Here is a 17,233-nt window from a genome sequence, read left to right as displayed (position 1 = left end):
CAGCCTTCGACAATCAGGCTTCAGCCGAGGGCCCGCGTTGGCTTGACCGACCGTAAGGAAGCGGCGCGGCCATTACCGCCGGCATGCCAGCCTCCTGGCATGCGGCAATAAATGCCTCACGCGCCACCGCGGCTCGTGTCATCCGGTCCAATGCCCGCCTGCAGGAGGAGACGGCGCGACCATAGCGCTCTCCTTGCTTGAGGGGCCATTCGTTTTGCAGGAAATCGAGGGCTTCGTAGACGCTGCCGAAGGTGCGTTCCAAACCGGAGCGCAAAGTAACTTTCAGCGGATGGGTCCACAGGACATCGCGGATAGCCATCTCTTCCTCCTTTTGACTATAACTTCGCGGACAGGGATAATGGGGGAATTGAATTCCACCTCCTCTGATGCGTGATAAACTCCCCAACGGGCGAAGGGGTGTCTTGTTCCGATGTAACTTGGCGTGTGCGGTAGCGGACAGAGCTGCGCCTCACAGAAATGCAGTAGCGCAGCAACATATTCCGGAGCGGTAGGAAAACGCCCGAACGGTGGGCGCTGGGACTTTGCCCCGCTTCCTGCCGTCTGCCTCGCGGGCAGAGTCATTTGGACAAGAAAGCTCTTAGCGATCCCAAATCCAGTCGCGGATTTCCGGCATGTCCTCGCCATATTGGCGGACATACCAGTGATGTTCGGCTAGCTTCGCCTCGAGTGCGGCAATGGTGCCGGTCGCCTTTTCCTTAAGCCCCGGCACCCGTTTGATCACCTCGAGGGCAAGGTGATAGCGATCGAGCTGGTTCAATACTGCCATGTCGAAGGGGGTCGTCGTCGTCCCCTCTTCTATGAAGCCGCGAACGTGGATGTTGTCGTGGTTGGTGCGCTTGTAGGTCAATCGGTGGATCAAATAGGGATAGCCATGATAGGCAAAGATTACCGGCTGATCCTTGGTGAACAGCCGATCAAAGGCCTCGTCGGCGAGGCCGTGCGGGTGCTGTTCCGCCGATTGCAACGCCAAGAGATCGACAACATTAACCACCCGGATCGTCAGGTTGGGTAACGCCTGCCGCAGCAGGGTCACGGCTGCCAATGTTTCCATCGTAGGCACGTCGCCGGCGCAGGCCATCACCGCATCCGGCTCGACCGCCTCAACTTCGCTGCCAGCCCAATCCCATATGCCGATGCCAGCTTCGCAATGCCGTACCGCCTCGTCCATCGTCAGCCATTGCGGTTCCGGCTGCTTGCCGGCAACAATGACATTGACGCGGTCCCAGGTCCTCAGGCAATGGTCGCCAACCCAGAGCAACGTATTGGCATCCGGCGGCAGATAGATGCGCACGGTATCGGCTCGCTTGTTGGCGACCAGGTCGATAAAGCCGGGGTCTTGGTGGCTGAAGCCGTTATGATCCTGCCGCCAGACATGCGAGGTGAGGAGATAGTTGAGCGAGGAGATCGGTTTGCGCCAGGGAAGTTCCCGGGACACCTTCAGCCACTTGGCATGCTGGTTGAACATCGAATCCACGATGTGGATGAACGCTTCGTAGCAGGAGAAGAAACCGTGCCGACCGGTCAGGAGATAACCTTCCAGCCAGCCCTGGCAGAGGTGTTCGCTCAAGACCTCCATAACCCGGCCCTCCCGCGAAAGATGCACGTCGTAAGGCTCGATGTCCTGCATCCAAATGCGATCGGTGACCTCGAACACACTGCCCAGACGGTTGGAGTCCGTTTCATCGGGTCCGAAGATGCGGAAATTGGCGTTCTCTGCGTTGAGCTTCAGGATATCGCGAAGATAGCGTCCGAGAACCTCGGTTGTCTGGACGATTGTTTCGCCGCGGTTGTTTACCGCCACCGCGTAATCGCGAATATCCGGCACCGCGAGTTCTCTGCGCAAGAGACCGCCATTGGCATGCGGATTGGCGCCCATTCGGCGCTCACCCTTCGGCGCAAGCGCCCGAAGTTCCGGTTTTAGCGTACCTTTGGCGTCGAACAGATCGTCCGGATCATAGCTGCGCATCCAATCCTCGAGGATCTTGCGATGATCGGCATCGTCCTGGCAATTGGCGACCGGCACCTGATGCGCTCGCCAGAAGCCTTCCACCTTCTTGCCATCTACTTCCTTCGGACCTGTCCAGCCCTTTGGGCTGCGGAGTACGATTATCGGCCAACGTGGGCAGTTGTCGAACGGGCTTCCTTCGCGGGCCTCACGCTGTATCTCGCGAATCCGATCGAATACCTTGTCGCAGGTTGCGGCCATTTGTCGGTGCATGTTTTCCGGCTCTTGTCCTTCCACGAAGAAAGGCTCGTAGCCATGGCCCCGGAAAAGATCCGAGAGATCATCGTCATTGGTGCGCGCAAGCAGTGTCGGACTGGCGATCTTATAGCCGTTGAGATGCAGGATCGGCAGTACGGCGCCGTCGCGAGCCGGATTGATAAACTTGTTCGAATGCCAACTTGCGGCGAGCGGTCCGGTCTCGGCCTCGCCATCGCCGACGACGCAGGCGACAACCAAATCAGGATTGTCGAAGGCCGCGCCATAGGCATGTACCAGCGCATAGCCGAGTTCGCCGCCCTCATGGATGGAGCCGGGTGTCTCGGGCGCCGCATGGCTCGGAATGCCGCCTGGGAAGGAGAACTGGCGGAAGAGTTTTTGCATGCCGGCGGCGTCCTGGGTAATCTCCGGATAGATCTCACTGTAACTGCCTTCGAGATAAGTGCTCGCCACCATGCCTGGCCCGCCATGACCGGGACCACAGACATAGATCATACTGAGATCGCGGTTGCGGATGACCCGGTTGAGATGCGTATAGATGAAATTGAGGCCCGGCGTCGTGCCCCAGTGGCCAAGCAGGCGTGGCTTGATGTGCTCCGCTTCCAACGGTTCGCGCAGCAGCGGATTGTCGAGCAGGTAGATCTGCCCGACGGACAGATAGTTCGAAGCGCGCCAGTAGCGGTCAATGAGCGTGAGTTCCTCATCATCGATTTCCGGCGTTCCTGTGGGAAAGGTGGCTGGCTGCATCTGTTTGCTCCCTTGAGTAAGTCAACACACATTTGTCGCGCAACACGGGCTGCTGCCATTACATGGATCATTTTGCCGAATTGCGAGCGACGGACAGCGCTTCTTCCGCGATTGTCTGCTCTTCATCGGTAGGAACGACGAAAACCGCGACTCGGCTTGTCGAAGAGCTGATTTTCCACGCGTGGTTTTCGTTCTCGACGGGATCCACCTCGACGCCCAGCCACAGTAGCCGCTCGCAGATGAGTGCCCGGATTTTCGGCTGGTTCTCGCCGATGCCTGCCGTGAAGACGAGCGCGTCCAAGCCTCCAAGCGTGGATGCCAGGCGCGCCACTTCGCCGGCAATGCGCAGCGTAAAGAGGTCAATAGCCTCCTTGGCTTGTACCCCGCCGTCCATGACGAGATTACGGATATCGCCGCTCAACCCGGAGACGCCCAGCAAGCCCGACTGGTAGTAGAGCATATCCTCCACTTCCTTGACGGATTTGCCCAATGGGCCGAGGAAATGCAAAAGGACGCCCGGATCCAGCCAGCCCGGTCGCGTTGCCATCGGAATGCCGTCGAGCGTTGAAAAGCCCATGCTGGAATCGCGGCTGATCCCCTTTTCAATGGCGCAGAGACTGGCGCCGCTGCCGAGATGGGCCATGACAACCTTGCCATCCGAGACATCGGGCGCTTTGCGGGTGAGTTCGCCCGCCACATGCCGGTAGGACAGGCCGTGGAAACCGTACCGTTTGATCCCCTGGTCGTGATAGGCGCGGGGTATCGCCAGCCGCCGGACCAGATCGGCCTGGGTCGCATGGAAAGTGGTGTCGAACGAGGCGGTCTGGAACAGGTGCGGACGCAGGTGCTTGACGGCGTTGACCAGTCGCAAAGCCTGGGGCTGGTGGAGGGGCGCCAGCTTCGTCAATGCTGTGATTTCTGCGATCGCCTTCGTATCGAGCTCAACAGGGCCAGAAAACACATCGCCGCCATGAACGATCCTGTGGCCCGCGGTGGTGACGGCGTCGAGATCGAAATGCACGCCAAGTTCCCTCAATACCTCGTCTGTCAGATCCAACAGATCGTCCCCGGCATCGGCTTTCAAGGGCAGGTCGAATTGTGCCGGGCCTTCCTTAAGGTGCAGTGTCCGCGCTTGAAATGCGAAGTCGACGACGGCTTTGCCGATCCGCCGCGGCTTTCCACCGCCCACCTTGTAGATACCGATCTTCACGGTGGATGAGCCCGCATTGAAAGTGAGGAGAAGGGTTTCTTTCATGTGCTAACCTTTGGTTCGCGCCGCAGTGATCGATCTGGCAAGTTGCGGCTATCAGCAGGTTGCGTTCGATTTCCGTAGTCTCGGCGGGGCAAGCTTGGCGCAGCCACACGCGCCGAGCCGTTTCCGTTCGTGTCTCTGAAGACAAGACGGGGGAGGGCGTCCCGGATGGCGGCACCGTACGGCTGATCCATCGCCCTGTTGGCGACGGTTGAGCTTCGACGAACAAATGAGCCTGTTAAGCCCAAGCTCCAAGCATCAAGAGAACCGCCCCTGCAACCAGCAAACAGAGACCGGGCCAATTCCTTACCAAGCCCAGAAAGCTGAGGCCTTGTTGCCGCGGCTCCAACGTAGGTTCGGTATCGGCTCCATAAGATCGATGCGGATCGCTCAGTCGACGACGGCTCAGCGCTTCCCAAAAAAGATATAGCACACCGCAGATTATTAGAATCGCGCCAACCAGAATTGCCAACATGGCAGTCTCCTCTTTCATGCTGCAGTTCGACCCATCTATTATCTAGTGCACGAGACAGATTTGCTTAGGATGTGTCTGATGCGGCGTGTCTATCAAGGTTCTTCGCAGGTTCACAAATGGAGCCCGGACTGATCCGTCTCGCTGCATCATACACCACCGACGTCGCATCCATGGCCTACGACCTCGTCGGCGACACATGCGAAAGCTGCAACGAAGCACCGATGTTCCCCTCGTCGGCAAAATTCCGCGCGGTCACAGGATCGAGAACTGCGGCATCTGGGAAAAGAAAAGAACCCGGGACGGTGGCGACGAATGCATTTTCTCGGTCAACACCAAGTTGGCGCATATTGATCCGATAGCTGGTCAGGCGCAAAATGCCTTCAGGAATGGTTTGGCAACGGGAGGATGCGATGGTGGTCCAATTCCAGCCTTATACCGCCTACGACATTCGGGTTATGCGCGATGCCTTGGCCATTTGGTGTGCCAGCAGAAGTATTGCGAGCGACAGTGACGCGGGGAAGGATGTTGCGTCACACATCCTCCATATGATGGCAGCTAAAAGATACACGCAGGAGCAGTTGTTGGAACAACTCGAAACGCTGTGGCCGAAGTTGCGATAGCTGTGGCAGAGCAGGTTGTCGGGGCAGCATATGTCCTTTGATCGCCGTTTCCTCCTCAACAGATTCGATTTGTTACTTGCCTGGGACGGTTGGGATGGAGGGAACAGGGACGGTCACATCCGCATGTTTGTCCGGCGCGACGCGGACGGATTTGGTCTGCAACGTCATCAAATTCGGCATCAGCTTGAAAGTCGGGTGACTGTATCCCCGCGCGGGAACAATTCAGGCGCCCGTTTTGTTACACAGGTCCGACGCCATACGAGAGTATGGTTCCAAAGGCATCAACGCCAAGCGCCACGAGCGTGCCGGCGAAGCCGACACACGCGCGCCACGGGACGCAGACGTGTGAAGTTCAAACAGGAGGCTGAGATGTCACTGACACTTGTAAGTTCCGCCTTTGCCGATGGCGGCAGGATACCAGAGAAGTATTCAAGAATGGGCGAGAATCTCTTTCCGCCCTTGGCCTGGAATGGCGCCCCAGAGGGTGTGCAGAGTTATGCGTTGATTGTCGAAGACCCTGACGCGCCCAGCGGCACGTTCAGGCACTGCGGCGTTTTCAACATTCCGGCCGAAGTAAACGAGCTACCGGAAAGCGTGGATACCGCACCCGGCGGCGGCCCTCGGTTTGCGGAAAACGATTTCGGCAACGCGCGTTACGACGGGCCTCAGCCGCCAAAGGGTCATGGCGTGCATCACTACCACTTCCGGCTGGCAGCGCTCGACGTTCCAAATCTCTCCGTGCCGTCGTCTGCCGGCATTGAGGCGATGTGGCGTGAGGCCAGGAAGCATACGCTCGCCCAGGCCGGCCTGACCGGAACGTTCGAGGTTCCATGAGCCGACATCCCGGTTAGCTCTCTTTCCCGTTAAAGAGAAACGTAGAGGCGCCGAAGAAATCGAAGCTCAAAAGGGGAGCGTCGGCCCGCCCTCCGCCAAAACATGCGGTCGCTCGATCGGCATGTTCGTCGCGCTGACGAACTGAATGGGGCCAAGGTCTTGGTCCTCGAGGCTTGCCGCGCGGCCGTCCACATGAAAACTTCGCCCCACGCGGCGTTTACGATGGTCGGGAAACGTCGACTGAGCCTCACCATACCGTGGCCGACGCCCACGGCCAGACCGTCGCCCCACCCAATGCCTGAGCTGTGACAGCTTGCGCAGGATTGCGTGGACGTGGCTGAAAGCCGCGGATCGAGTTTTTTGCCGAGAGACGCCTTCTCTCGCATGTAAGGATGTCCGCCGGAAACGGGATCAACGCCGGTCGTCGACTACTTGGAAGTGACAGTCGAGGCTGCACAGTTGATAGATTGCCGATGCGGATAAATTCAAAATAGGAGGTTTGACGGGAACCGATCCCCCGGGACGATCGTTAGTTGTAAGTCATGCTGTAGCCTCTATCGGAGGAACCGTGTCGCCTTGAGGGTCAGGACGCAAACTGCATCCAACGGCGGGTTCATAGTTGGCTGGGGGAGAGTTTTGATGGATGCGTTGCGCGTCGCACTTATTGCCGATGATGACGAATTCTTCAGGATCGCGCTAAACGCCATTCTGAAGAGCAAACTCGGCTTCACCGAGGTGGTCGAGGCGGGGTCGCTTGACGAGGCAATAGAGCGGCTGTCAGACCGTGACGACGTTTCGCTGGCGCTATTCGACCTCGCCATGCCGGGCATGGAAAGCGCGGTGAGCCTAGGCGCCGTTCGCGACGTCCACCCGGATCTGAAGGTTGCGGTCGTTTCGGGTTCGTCGCGGCGGGCGGATATCCTAACCGCGCTGACAGCGGGAGTACACGGTTACGTACCGAAGGGACTTGGCGCGACCGAGCTTGCCGCTGCGATAAAAGCCATTCTCAACGGAGCCATCTATGTTCCCCCGTCCGTCGCTGGCCGCACGCCCTACTCGGTGGAAACGGTGGCGACGCCGGTCGCAAAAGGGGGGGCGGACGAGGCCAATCGCGCCATAGAATTCCTTACGCCTCGGCAACGCGAGGTCCTCTTGCTCCTGATCGAAGGCTTTTCCAACAAGGAAATTGCCCGCAAGCTTCACCTCGGCGAAGGAACCGTGAAGATTCACATGGCGGCCCTTTTCCGCAGCCTACGGGTAAGGAACCGGCAGGAAGCCGCGGCGGCTGGAGCACGCCTGCTGCCCATGGCTGGAAGATAGCTCGCCGATAGTCCGCTCGGATAGTCCGTTTCCCAGTCGACTAGCCATCAGGACGAATAGCGTAGGTGCTTGGCAAGACATAGTTACAGGAGCAGCCAAATCGATGTGGGAAGGGAATATGTACCAAGCTTCTGTGAAACTTAGGCCAACGCGGCTGGCATTCGCTGCAAAACGCTGCCGGTCAGGCGGCTGTCCGATCCAGATCTGGAGCGCTGGATGTGCGACAGGGCCTTATTCACTTGCGATCCTTCTCGAAGAGGAACGTCTCGCCGAGAGCGCCCGAATAACGGCCACCGACATTTCCAGGAGGGCTCTGATGAAGGCGAAAGTGGCCGAATACAGTGCGTGGCCTCTTGTGCCCGCAGAAGTGGCTGACAATCTTGAGGTGCGCTCTAGACGGGAGGTCGCAGACCTTGCGCGGAGCCTGGCGGGATACTCTTGATGACCAAAGCTTCCAAGCACTCCCGTTCCTCCATTGATTGGGCGGCTATCAGGCAACGGATGGCGACCGCGATCGAACAGACCGGAGCACTACTGGATCCACTCCAAAGCGATGCCCATCCGACTAGCCAATCCGGAGCGACAACGCCTGCGGTCGCCCTGGCTGCCGGCGATCCCGAGTCCTCGACCGGCTTCGTATCCTTCCCACTTTCAGACCGCCGTTACGCGGTCGACATCCGCTATATCCGTGAGATTGTCACGAAGGCGAATGTCAGCCCGCTGCCGGGTATGCCCGCGCATGTCGTGGGCATTCATGATCTGCGCGGGCAGTTGCTTCCGATCTTTGATCTGCGTGACCTTCTCGGTCTTCCCGCGCAGCCGGTGCCAACCGTCGATTGGGCGATCGTCTGCGGCGAAGCGCAACCCGAGTTCCTGGTCCTGACCGACGGAATTCCAGAAGTCGTGGAGCTCGCTCCTGACGCGATCTCGACGACGGAGGCGGGCGGGAACGATGGCCTCTGGAGCCGCGGCAGCACGGCCGAGGGCGTGGCTGTCCTTGACGGTGACGCTCTCCTTAGCGACCGCAGATTTACCCTCGAAGGCGAGCAAATGATCGACGAGGATGAGAATGGAAGGGGCTCGCGGCCATGAACCCGCGGTGGACGAAGAGTCTCTATGGCACCTTGGGCGTGGCAACGCTGCTGTCTGCGGCCGTATCGGCCATGCTCGTCGGGTCAAGCTTTGTCTCCTTGAATAGGGCGAGATCCGATCTTGCCGCAACCTCCTCACTTAACAACGAGCGCATCTTCTACCAGATGCTGTACCTGGCTGGGCGCTTGCCCCGACCGCAAGATCCGCAGTGGACAGCGGCCGCTGCCGAGCTCCGCGACCTCATGGTTCGCAACGAGCAGATGCTTGCCAGGCTGATCAACGGGGATGATGCGGTTGGCTTTTCGGGCGAGACCGATCCGGAGAGTCTAGCGCGGCTCCAACAGGTTCGGCAGCGCTGGTTGCGTGAAGTGAAACCGGCCCTTGAAAGTGCGATAGCCGAGGCGCCGCCGACCCGGACCGCGCTGGACCAACTCGATCGTCAGATCAGGACCTACGCGGATCAGATCAACGAAAGGATTGATATGATCGAGCAGGCAGGAGCGAAAAGAATCGAGCGCTCTCAACTGCTACAGCTCGGGCTCTCGGCCGTGGGCGTGATCATGCTGCTCGTCGTCCTATGGGTCATCCGCCGCTTCGTGCACCGCACGCGTGCTCTCGCCGGTGTAGCGGAGAAGGTTCGCGCCGGTGATCTGGCGCAGAAGGCGACCGACGAGGATGGCGACGAACTGGCGATCCTTGGTTCATCCTTCAATGCGATGACGACAAAGCTCGCCGGCATGATCGAGAACGAACGAGCCGACCGGAACAGGCTGGAAGAACTCTTCGCCACGATCTCCGAGACGGCACAACACCTCTCCTCTTCGGCGGCCGAAATCCTGGCCGGAACCACGCAACAGGTCGAAGGCATGCGTGAACAGTCCTCGGCTGTGGCCGAAACTGTAACGAGCGTCGATGACGTCCTGCAGACTTCGGAACAGGCGGCGCAACGTGCACAGCAGGTGGCGGCCTCGTACGATACCGCCGTTAAGGTTAGCGGCGACGGGCGCAAGGCACTCGACGACACGGTGCTGGTGATGAACACTGTCAGCGCGCGGACCGAAGCGATCGCTGGCGATATTCTGTCGCTAGTCGAAAACAGCCTGGAAATAGGCGAGATCGTCTCTGTTGTCGCGGAGATAGCCGACCAGACGAATCTACTGGCGCTCAATGCTGCGATCGAAGCCTCACGCGCCGGCGAGCATGGAAGGGGCTTTAACGTCGTCGCCACCGAGATCAGAACGCTTGCGGACCAGTCGAAATCCGCAACCACCAGAGTCCGTCGCATCCTCATGGAGATACAGAAAGCGACAAATGCGGCTGTCGTCGGGGCCGAAGAGGGAACCAAGAGTGTCGGTCGCGCTCTCGAAACAGTGAACGCAGCCGGGGAGACGATCAGGCAACTGGAAACAATCATAGCAGATTCGGCGCGCTCGGTCGCCCAGATTGCCGCCTCGGCGGGCCAGCAGAAGACGGGCATGAAGCAGATACACGACGCGATGCATTATATCGAACAGACAAGCAGCCAGAACCTCTCGGCGATACGACAGGCGGAAGAGGCCGCAAAGGACCTCAACGAGCTCGGGTCGAGGCTGAAGGATATGCTCTCCAATCACGGCAAATGAACATGATGAAACCCGAAGAACTTGACCACCAACTGCTGGAACTGTTTACCCAAGAAGCAAGAGAACGCTCGTCCGACATAGAACGCACCTTGCTCGCTTTAGAAGACGCTGATGGGGTGGACACAAAGCGCAAGCTGCAGGACCAGCTCCTGAGGATGGTCCACAGCCTAAAGGGGGCCGCGGGCTTGGTTCAGGTGCGGGCGGTGGAGTCGATCTGCCATTGGATAGAGGAGCTGCTCTCTGTTGCGGCACGGGAGGAGCGTGTTCTCGACAGGCCCGAAGTGGACCTGTGTCTTGCAGCCGCAGATGCCATCGCCGACGCCGTTCGACTGCTGGAAAGCGGCGAGAAGCCGTCGTCAAAACACGCCGAAAACGTGCTCTTCCAATTGGAGGCGGCGAGCACAAGACAAACGGAACGCGACGGAGAAGGAACGGGATCACACCGTTCCCGCGCCGAAATACAGGTCCCGGTGCGCGTGAGCGATACGGATGGCTCCATGCGGGTGTCCGCCGATCGGCTCGATGCTCTTCTGTACCGGAGCGGCGAGTTGCTCGCCTGGAATGCTGTCGTACGACGCCACGCCGAAGAGGCGTCGCGCCTGAGGCAGCAAACAAGGAAACTGCGCGCCTGGGGATCGAATTCCGCCACCGAGGCCGCGAGCATCGAAAACGGCTTACGCGCGCTTGCCGCTTCCCTCAATCACGATGGCAGACTGATGCATAGCGCCACCACTGCGCTTGAAAACGAGGTGCGGCGTGCGCGCACCCAGCCTTTCGCCGAGGCCTGCAAGGGACTTGCCCGGATCGTCAGAGACATGGCTGCAAGCTCGGGAAAGCTGGCGGAACTGGAGGTAAGGGGTGGAGAGATAGAGATCGACCGTTCGATCCTCGCAGGCCTGCAGGATTCGCTTCGGCATCTCGTACGCAATGCCATTGCCCATGGCATTCAGGAGCCTGCAAAGCGGCGAATGGCAGGAAAGCCGGAAAGGGGAAGGATCGTCATTGCAGCTTCCATATCCGGCGATCGCGTACAGGTGCTGGTGGAGGACGATGGCTGCGGCCTGGACATGGCTTCCTTGCGCCGCGCCGCTGGTAAAGCGAATCTGCAACAGCCGGAAGATGAAAGACAACTTCTCCGGCAGATTTTCGAGCCGGGTGTGTCAACGTCGGCTGCTGTCACCAAGCTGTCCGGCCGCGGCATAGGTCTGGACATTGTCAGAACCGCTGTCGAAGGAATGCGCGGTGTAGCTGACGTATCGCAGGTTTCGGGCGGAGGCGCCGCCTTTACGCTCACACTACCCCTTACGCTTGCAACCGTCAGGGCCCTGGAGGTCATTGTCGGAGGGCATGTTTTTGCGATCGATACCGCTTCGGCCCAGAGCGTCATACGAGTTTCGGCGAAAGACATTACCACCTCGGCAGAAAAGCGCGTCGTGACGACCCGCGCGGGGCCGATACCCCTCATAGATCTGGCGCGCTGGCTTGGGCTTCGACCAGCAAGTCGTCGCACATCCATGGAATTCATGCCGGCGGTCATTGTCGGGGCTGCGGGCAGGGAAGCAGCCGTGCTGGTTGACGAAGTCGCTGGCGAGCAGGAGCTTCTCGTCCGTTCTCTGGGGCCGCGTCTCGCGAAAGTGCGACGTTATAACGGTGGTATTGTCCTGCCCGACGGACGCATCGCCCTCCTGCTTAATGCCGCGGCGCTGGCCGAGGCGGCCAGGGAGATGAACCCAGGAACAGATGCTCTGCTACGACCCGTCGCACCTCGTGAAAGCCGCAAGGTGCTGGTCGTCGACGACTCCGTGTATGTCCGCAGTCTCATTAGGCTGATCTTGGAGGGTGCGGGATACGAAGTGGCGATGATAGCCGATGGTGGGGAAGCGTGGGAGCACTTGCGGCAGCATGGGGCCGATATCGTTATCGCCGACGTGGATATGCAGTCGATGAATGGCTTCGCGCTGACGCAAACAATCCGCGAGTCCGGGGACTTCCAGGACATGCCTGTCATATTGGTCACGGGGCGCGAAACACCGGAAGACAAGCTGCGCGGCCTGCATGCCGGCGCCAATGCCTATCTGACTAAGAACGAGTTTGACTCGTATCAGTTTCTGGAAACTGTTCGCCAGTTCGTGTGAGGGGAACGATGGTCCGGATACTTCTCGCTACATGCAGGTCCGATCTCCAGGAGCTCATCGAAAAGGCGGCACTGGACGACCCCGACGTGAAGCTCGTCGGGACCGCAAGGAGTGAGACCGAGGCGGTCAGGTTGGCCCGGGAACTTTCGCCCGACATCGTTGTGGTCGAACTCCTACTCAGTGGCGAAGACAGCGCCGGCACCGTGAAGGAGATCATGATTTCAGCCCCGGCTCCCGTCATCGTGGTGTCCTGTGACAACCGCGCGGAATTGGGAAGCCTCTCCGGCCGTGCACTCGAGGCCGGGGCGCTGGCTGTTATTCCTGCCCCTCCCTTAGTCGACGGTCGGCTGCAAAAAACGGGCACCGACAAGTTCTTGTCGACGATCAAGGCGATGTCGCAGGTGAAGGTGGTCAGACAGCGGCGCAACAGGTCCGGCGCGGACAAGCGCGCTGACGTCCCTCCGGTCGGCCGCAGCGCGTCGATCGGAATTGTGGGCATCACCGCGTCCACGGGCGGTCCGGCCGCTATCCGGTCGATACTGAAGAATGTTTCTGCCGGTTTTCCGGCTCCGATTCTGATTGTCCAGCATATTTCCAGCGGTTTCATCGAAGGCGTGGCCGTCTCCCTCGACGCCACAGTTCCTCTGAAGGTCAAGGTTGCCGAGGACGGTGAACGATTGAAACCCGGAACTGTCTATCTGGCTCCGGACGGGCACCAGCTTGGAGTATCGGGCCGAACACGGATCTGCGTCACGGATGACGCTGCCGGTTACAGTTTCAAGCCCTCCGGGTCATACCTGTTCAGTTCCATCGCGCGAGCATTCAAAACCGAATCCCTCGCGGTTGTCCTGACGGGAATGGGCGATGACGGCACCGAAGGCCTCCGCTCGCTCCGAAAGGCTGGTGGCAAGGTGATTGCCCAAGATGAGATGAGTTCGATTATCTTCGGCATGCCAAAAGCGGCCATCGGGGCAGATCTTGTCGATTTCGTGTTGCCGTTGGAAAGGATAGCCGGGAAGATCGTCGCGCTGAGCGGCAACGGACAGGGAGGTTAGCCCGCCCCTGTCCGTTCATGGAATGCCGGCTATCTGTATCGCCGCAGGGGTCATGATTACTGCGAAGAGCACAGGCAGGAAGAAGAGGATCATCGGTACGGTCAGCTTGGGTGGAAGAGCGGCTGCCTTCTTCTCCGCCTCGCTCATCCGCATGTCGCGGTTTTCCTGCGCCATGACGCGCAGCGCCTGACCAAGCGCGGTACCATATTTCTCCGCCTGTATCAGACTGGTCACGACCGCCCGGACCCCCTCGACGCCGGTGCGCTTTCCGAGATTCTCGTAGGCCTGCCGCCGGTCTTGCAGATAGGAAAGTTCGGCGGTGGTTAGCATAATTTCTTCCGCGATTTCGGGCGACTGCATACCGATTTCCTCGCCCACTTTGCGGAACGCGCTTTCTATACCCATCCCCGCCTCGACCGTGATCAGCAGAAGGTCGAGCGCTTCGGGCCATGAGCGCTGGATCGATTTCTGTCGTTTCGTGATCCTGTTCTTGATGAAGATCGCCGGTGCGAAATAACCGAGCGAACCCACAGTAGCGGCGATGGCCACGACCAGGAGGAGCGGCGCCACCGGTCTGACAATGAGGAGGAGGTAGAGCAAGCAAGCGGCGAAGATCGCAAGCGGAGAAATCAGCCGAACTGCCAGAAAGGTCGTCACCGGAGCGTGCCCACGATAACCGGCCATCCGCAATTTGTTGACGATCTCGCCATCCTCGGCCTGCTTGGCGAGGTTGAAGCGGTCAACAATCTCCTGGAACAGCTTTCTGGGTTCCGCGCGCAGCGAGACGGGACGCTTGTCTGCATTCAGTCGGGCTCGCTCGCGCTGCCGGATGCGCTCCTGTTCGCCCTCCACCTTGTGCAGGCGCGCCGCGAGATTATCGCGAAACATGTAAGGCCAGGAAACCGTGACCACGGCGGAGAATGCAGCGAAAGCGGCCATCATGGCCGAAAGCTTTTCCGGTTCAGGGATATAGGCGGTGATATTCATGTGCTTCTCAGAAATCGAAGTTGATCATTTTTCGCATGACGAGAGTCCCGATGCTCATCCAAAGTGCACAGCCCGCGAGCACGATCTTCCCGGTCAGCGTGGTAAATAAAAGCAACATGTAGTCGGGACTGGTGAGATATACGGCACCGGCCACGAAGAACGGCAGGGCACCGATAATCCCTGCGGAGGATTTTGCCTCCGCACTCATCGCTCTAATCTTTCCTTTCATCTTCTTACGCTCTCGCAGCACCTTGGAAAGGTTCCCGAGCGCCTCCGACAGGCTGCCACCGGTGCGGCTCTGAATCGTGATGACTATAGCGAAGAAGTTAGCCTCCGACAGCGGCACACGGTCCCACATTTTTTGCACCGCCTCATCGATTGGGATTCCAAGTGTCTGGTCCTGAGCAATGGCGACGAATTCGCTTTTGACTGGTTCCTGGGCTTCCGTGGCGATGACGCGCAGACAGTCTGCCATCGGCAGGCCGGCCTTGAGGCCCCGTACAATCACGTCGACTGCGTTGGGGAACTCGGCGCTGAAGCGTTTGAAGCGTGCCTTTCGCTTCGAGTTTACATAGACATGCGGCAGCAGTAGACCGCCCGCCACGCCAAAGCCAAGCATGGTGATCGTATTAAGCCCCAGGAGGAGCGCTATTACATAGCAGGCTAGGCCCGCGCCGACGCAGACGAGACAATAGGTCTTGCGAGTCCAGTTTAGGCCGGCCTGGCGAATCCTGCCTGCCATCGTCGGCTTACCGCCTTTCTTCGCATTGGCCTTTTGCTTCTCGTCGATTTCGCGCAGCGTCTTTTCCACGAAGCGGCGGCGGTCGCGGCCATCCTCATCGACGGACTCTGCGGTGTTGCGATCGGTAAGCGCTGCTATTCGTTCGAACCTCTGTTTGTAAGTACTGACTTTGGCCACATGCGGATAGAGAATAGCGAGTATAACCCCGCCAACGCTCGTGGAAGCGAGGACGAAAACAAACAACGGAAACAACGGGGACGTCAGCATATGTCTCCAATCTGCGTCAGAAGCGTCCCACTCACGCGGCCGCTTTCATTTCAGCCGCATCGAGCGCCGCCGCAAGGCGTGCTTCCTCGCCGTAGTAGCGTGCGCGATCCCAGAAGGCGGGGCGTCCGATACCGGTGGAGCGATGCCGTCCAATAATGTTGCCTTTCGAGTCTTCGCCGAGAATGTCGTAGACAAAGAGATCCTGGGTCGTCACGACGTCGCCCTCCATGCCCAGCACTTCAGTAATGTGGGTGATGCGGCGCGAACCGTCGCGCAGGCGCGATGCCTGCACAATCACGTCAACCGATGAGACAAGCATCTCCCGGATGGTCTTGGCCGGTAGCGAGTGACCACCCATGGTGATCATGGCCTCGACGCGCGAGATCGCCTCGCGCGGAGAGTTGGCGTGGAGTGTTCCCATCGAGCCGTCGTGGCCGGTGTTCATTGCCTGCAAGAGGTCGAAGGCCTCCGGCCCGCGCACTTCGCCGACGATGATGCGCTCCGGCCGCATACGCAGGCAGTTCTTGACCAGGCTGCGCATGGTTATTTCGCCCTGGCCCTCTATGTTGGGTGGACGCGTCTCGAGCCGCACGACATGTGGCTGTTGAAGTTGCAGTTCGGCGGCGTCCTCGCAAGTAATGATGCGCTCGCCAGCATCGATATATCCGGTCAGGCAGTTCAGCAGCGTCGTCTTGCCGGAACCCGTGCCCCCTGAAATAAGTATGTTGCAGCGCACCCGGCCGATGATCTTGAGGATCTCGGCGCCTTCGGGCGAGATCGAACCGAAGCGAACCAACTGATCGAGAGTTAGCTTCTCCTTCTTGAACTTGCGGATAGTAAGCGTTGGACCGTCGATTGCCAGCGGAGGCGCAATGACGTTGACGCGAGACCCGTCGGCCAGACGGGCGTCGCAGATCGGGCTGGATTCATCGACACGCCGGCCGACCTGGCTGACGATGCGTTGGCAGATGTTCAAGAGCTGCTCGTTGTCGCGGAAACGAATGTCTGTTTCCTCGACCTTGCCACCGACTTCGATGAAGACGTGGTTGGCGCCATTGACCATGATGTCAGCGATGTCGTCGCGCTCGAGCAGCGGCTCGAGGGGGCCGTAACCAAGTATATCGTTGCAGATGTCGCAAAGCAGATCGTTCTGCTCGGTCATCGAAATCCCGGCCTTCTTGGCCGCGACGATGTCATTGACGATTACGCCGATCTCTTTGCGCGCCTGATCGCTATCCATGGTGGACAAGGCGGCGACATCGATGGTGGCTATGAGGGCGCTGAAGATTTCCTTTTTCAGACTGTAGTATTGTTTAGCCTTTTCGGCCTTGGCCGCCACCAGAACCTCGACTGTCGCCTGAGGCTGGCTTGGCACCAAAACGGGTTGCCGTTCGCGCGCCGTCTCAGGCTGGGCTACGGTCTCGATGACCTTTTCCTCCGATATGGACTTTTTGCCGAACATCGATTTGGCCAACCTGAATTGATTCAAACTGAGGCTAGAAACGAGCTGGCGGAGACGGGTGTCTCCGCCTTGCTCTGCAACATGTTGGCGCGCTTATTAGATCGCGGCGGAGATGCTGGTGAACACGGCGGCGACATCGGTGCCGACGGTTCTCACCGCAGTGATGATAGCGACGGCGATCAGGCCGCCGATCAGGCTGTATTCGATGGCGGTAGCGCCGGCTTCGTCGCGGGCAAAGCGAACAAGGAGCTTCTTCATGGTTCGGTCCTTCAGGGGTTGGGGTTGTGCCGACTCCAAGTTCGGCATCACAGGCCGGGCCGGGTTTAAGCCTCGTTTCCCGCTTGCTGTGTGGTCCTCATATAGACTTTCTTAACCCTTTTG

General features: G+C 59.4%; 14 protein-coding genes and 1 pseudogene. 7 read left to right on the top strand and 8 right to left on the bottom strand.

Features of this window, described 5'->3' with window-relative positions; genetic code table 11:
• Positions 1-13: 13 nt before the first annotated feature.
• The 3 genes from ACSQ2Z_RS24515 to ACSQ2Z_RS24505 form a co-directional block, all read right to left on the bottom strand.
• The gene (locus ACSQ2Z_RS24515) at positions 14-319 is read right to left on the bottom strand and encodes a DUF982 domain-containing protein (protein ID WP_436083806.1); all 306 of its coding nucleotides are present in this window, start codon (positions 317-319) and stop codon (positions 14-16) included.
• A 279-nt stretch (positions 320-598) separates the two neighbouring features.
• Positions 599-2,989: a phosphoketolase family protein gene (locus ACSQ2Z_RS24510; RefSeq protein WP_436083805.1), complete on the bottom strand. Its 2,391-nt coding sequence runs from the start codon at positions 2,987-2,989 to the stop codon at positions 599-601.
• A gap of 67 nt (positions 2,990-3,056) precedes the next feature.
• Positions 3,057-4,244: an acetate/propionate family kinase gene (locus ACSQ2Z_RS24505; RefSeq protein WP_436083804.1), complete on the bottom strand. Its 1,188-nt coding sequence runs from the start codon at positions 4,242-4,244 to the stop codon at positions 3,057-3,059.
• Positions 4,245-5,705: 1,461 nt separating this feature from the next.
• Between ACSQ2Z_RS24505 and ACSQ2Z_RS24500 the strand changes: the two genes are divergently transcribed.
• Positions 5,706-6,170 carry a YbhB/YbcL family Raf kinase inhibitor-like protein gene (locus ACSQ2Z_RS24500; protein WP_436083803.1) on the top strand — a complete coding sequence of 155 codons (465 nt, stop codon included), beginning with the start codon at positions 5,706-5,708 and terminating at the stop codon, positions 6,168-6,170.
• Positions 6,171-6,199: 29 nt separating this feature from the next.
• On the opposite strand, the gene ACSQ2Z_RS24495 is transcribed toward ACSQ2Z_RS24500, so the two are convergent.
• The gene (locus ACSQ2Z_RS24495; RefSeq protein WP_436083802.1) at positions 6,200-6,556 is read right to left on the bottom strand and encodes a cytochrome c peroxidase; all 357 of its coding nucleotides are present in this window, start codon (positions 6,554-6,556) and stop codon (positions 6,200-6,202) included.
• A gap of 253 nt (positions 6,557-6,809) precedes the next feature.
• On the opposite strand from ACSQ2Z_RS24495, the gene ACSQ2Z_RS24490 reads away from it, so the two are divergent.
• From ACSQ2Z_RS24490 to ACSQ2Z_RS24465, 6 genes and pseudogenes are all read left to right on the top strand, one after another.
• Positions 6,810-7,490: a LuxR C-terminal-related transcriptional regulator gene (locus tag ACSQ2Z_RS24490; RefSeq protein ID WP_436083801.1), complete on the top strand. Its 681-nt coding sequence runs from the start codon at positions 6,810-6,812 to the stop codon at positions 7,488-7,490.
• 103 nt (positions 7,491-7,593) lie between these two features.
• A complete protein-coding gene (locus tag ACSQ2Z_RS24485; RefSeq protein ID WP_436083800.1) occupies positions 7,594-7,932 on the top strand; it encodes a CheR family methyltransferase in 339 nt (112 codons plus the stop codon).
• Entirely contained in the window at positions 7,932-8,582 is a 651-nt protein-coding gene (locus ACSQ2Z_RS24480) for a chemotaxis protein CheW (RefSeq protein WP_436083799.1), read from the top strand. The genes ACSQ2Z_RS24485 and ACSQ2Z_RS24480 overlap by 1 nt, the downstream gene beginning before the upstream one ends.
• A pseudogene (locus ACSQ2Z_RS24475) lies at positions 8,579-10,229 on the top strand (methyl-accepting chemotaxis protein). Before ACSQ2Z_RS24480 ends, ACSQ2Z_RS24475 begins: the two are co-directional and overlap by 4 nt.
• Positions 10,207-12,339, top strand: coding sequence for a hybrid sensor histidine kinase/response regulator (locus tag ACSQ2Z_RS24470; protein ID WP_436083798.1), 2,133 nt, complete (start codon positions 10,207-10,209; stop codon positions 12,337-12,339). Before ACSQ2Z_RS24475 ends, ACSQ2Z_RS24470 begins: the two are co-directional and overlap by 23 nt.
• Positions 12,340-12,347: 8 nt before the next feature.
• Entirely contained in the window at positions 12,348-13,394 is a 1,047-nt protein-coding gene (locus tag ACSQ2Z_RS24465; protein WP_436083797.1) for a chemotaxis protein CheB, read from the top strand.
• 15 nt (positions 13,395-13,409) lie between these two features.
• Here the strand turns inward: ACSQ2Z_RS24465 and ACSQ2Z_RS24460 are convergent, their stop codons facing one another.
• From ACSQ2Z_RS24460 to ACSQ2Z_RS24445, 4 genes are all read right to left on the bottom strand, one after another.
• The gene (locus tag ACSQ2Z_RS24460; protein WP_436083796.1) at positions 13,410-14,381 is read right to left on the bottom strand and encodes a type II secretion system F family protein; all 972 of its coding nucleotides are present in this window, start codon (positions 14,379-14,381) and stop codon (positions 13,410-13,412) included.
• Positions 14,382-14,388: 7 nt separating this feature from the next.
• The gene (locus ACSQ2Z_RS24455) at positions 14,389-15,390 is read right to left on the bottom strand and encodes a type II secretion system F family protein (RefSeq protein ID WP_436083795.1); all 1,002 of its coding nucleotides are present in this window, start codon (positions 15,388-15,390) and stop codon (positions 14,389-14,391) included.
• A gap of 31 nt (positions 15,391-15,421) precedes the next feature.
• Positions 15,422-16,852, bottom strand: coding sequence for a CpaF family protein (locus ACSQ2Z_RS24450; protein ID WP_436083794.1), 1,431 nt, complete (start codon positions 16,850-16,852; stop codon positions 15,422-15,424).
• Between the two features lie 96 nt (positions 16,853-16,948).
• A complete protein-coding gene (locus ACSQ2Z_RS24445) occupies positions 16,949-17,110 on the bottom strand; it encodes a Flp family type IVb pilin (protein WP_436083793.1) in 162 nt (53 codons plus the stop codon).
• Between the last annotated feature and the right edge of the window lie 123 nt (positions 17,111-17,233).

It is taken from the genome of Pararhizobium sp. LjRoot235, assembly GCF_964254145.1.
Taxonomy (GTDB): Bacteria; Pseudomonadota; Alphaproteobacteria; order Rhizobiales; family Rhizobiaceae; genus Pararhizobium.
Note: the sequence above shows the minus strand (reverse complement) of the source record. Positions and strands in the feature narration are given on the sequence as shown.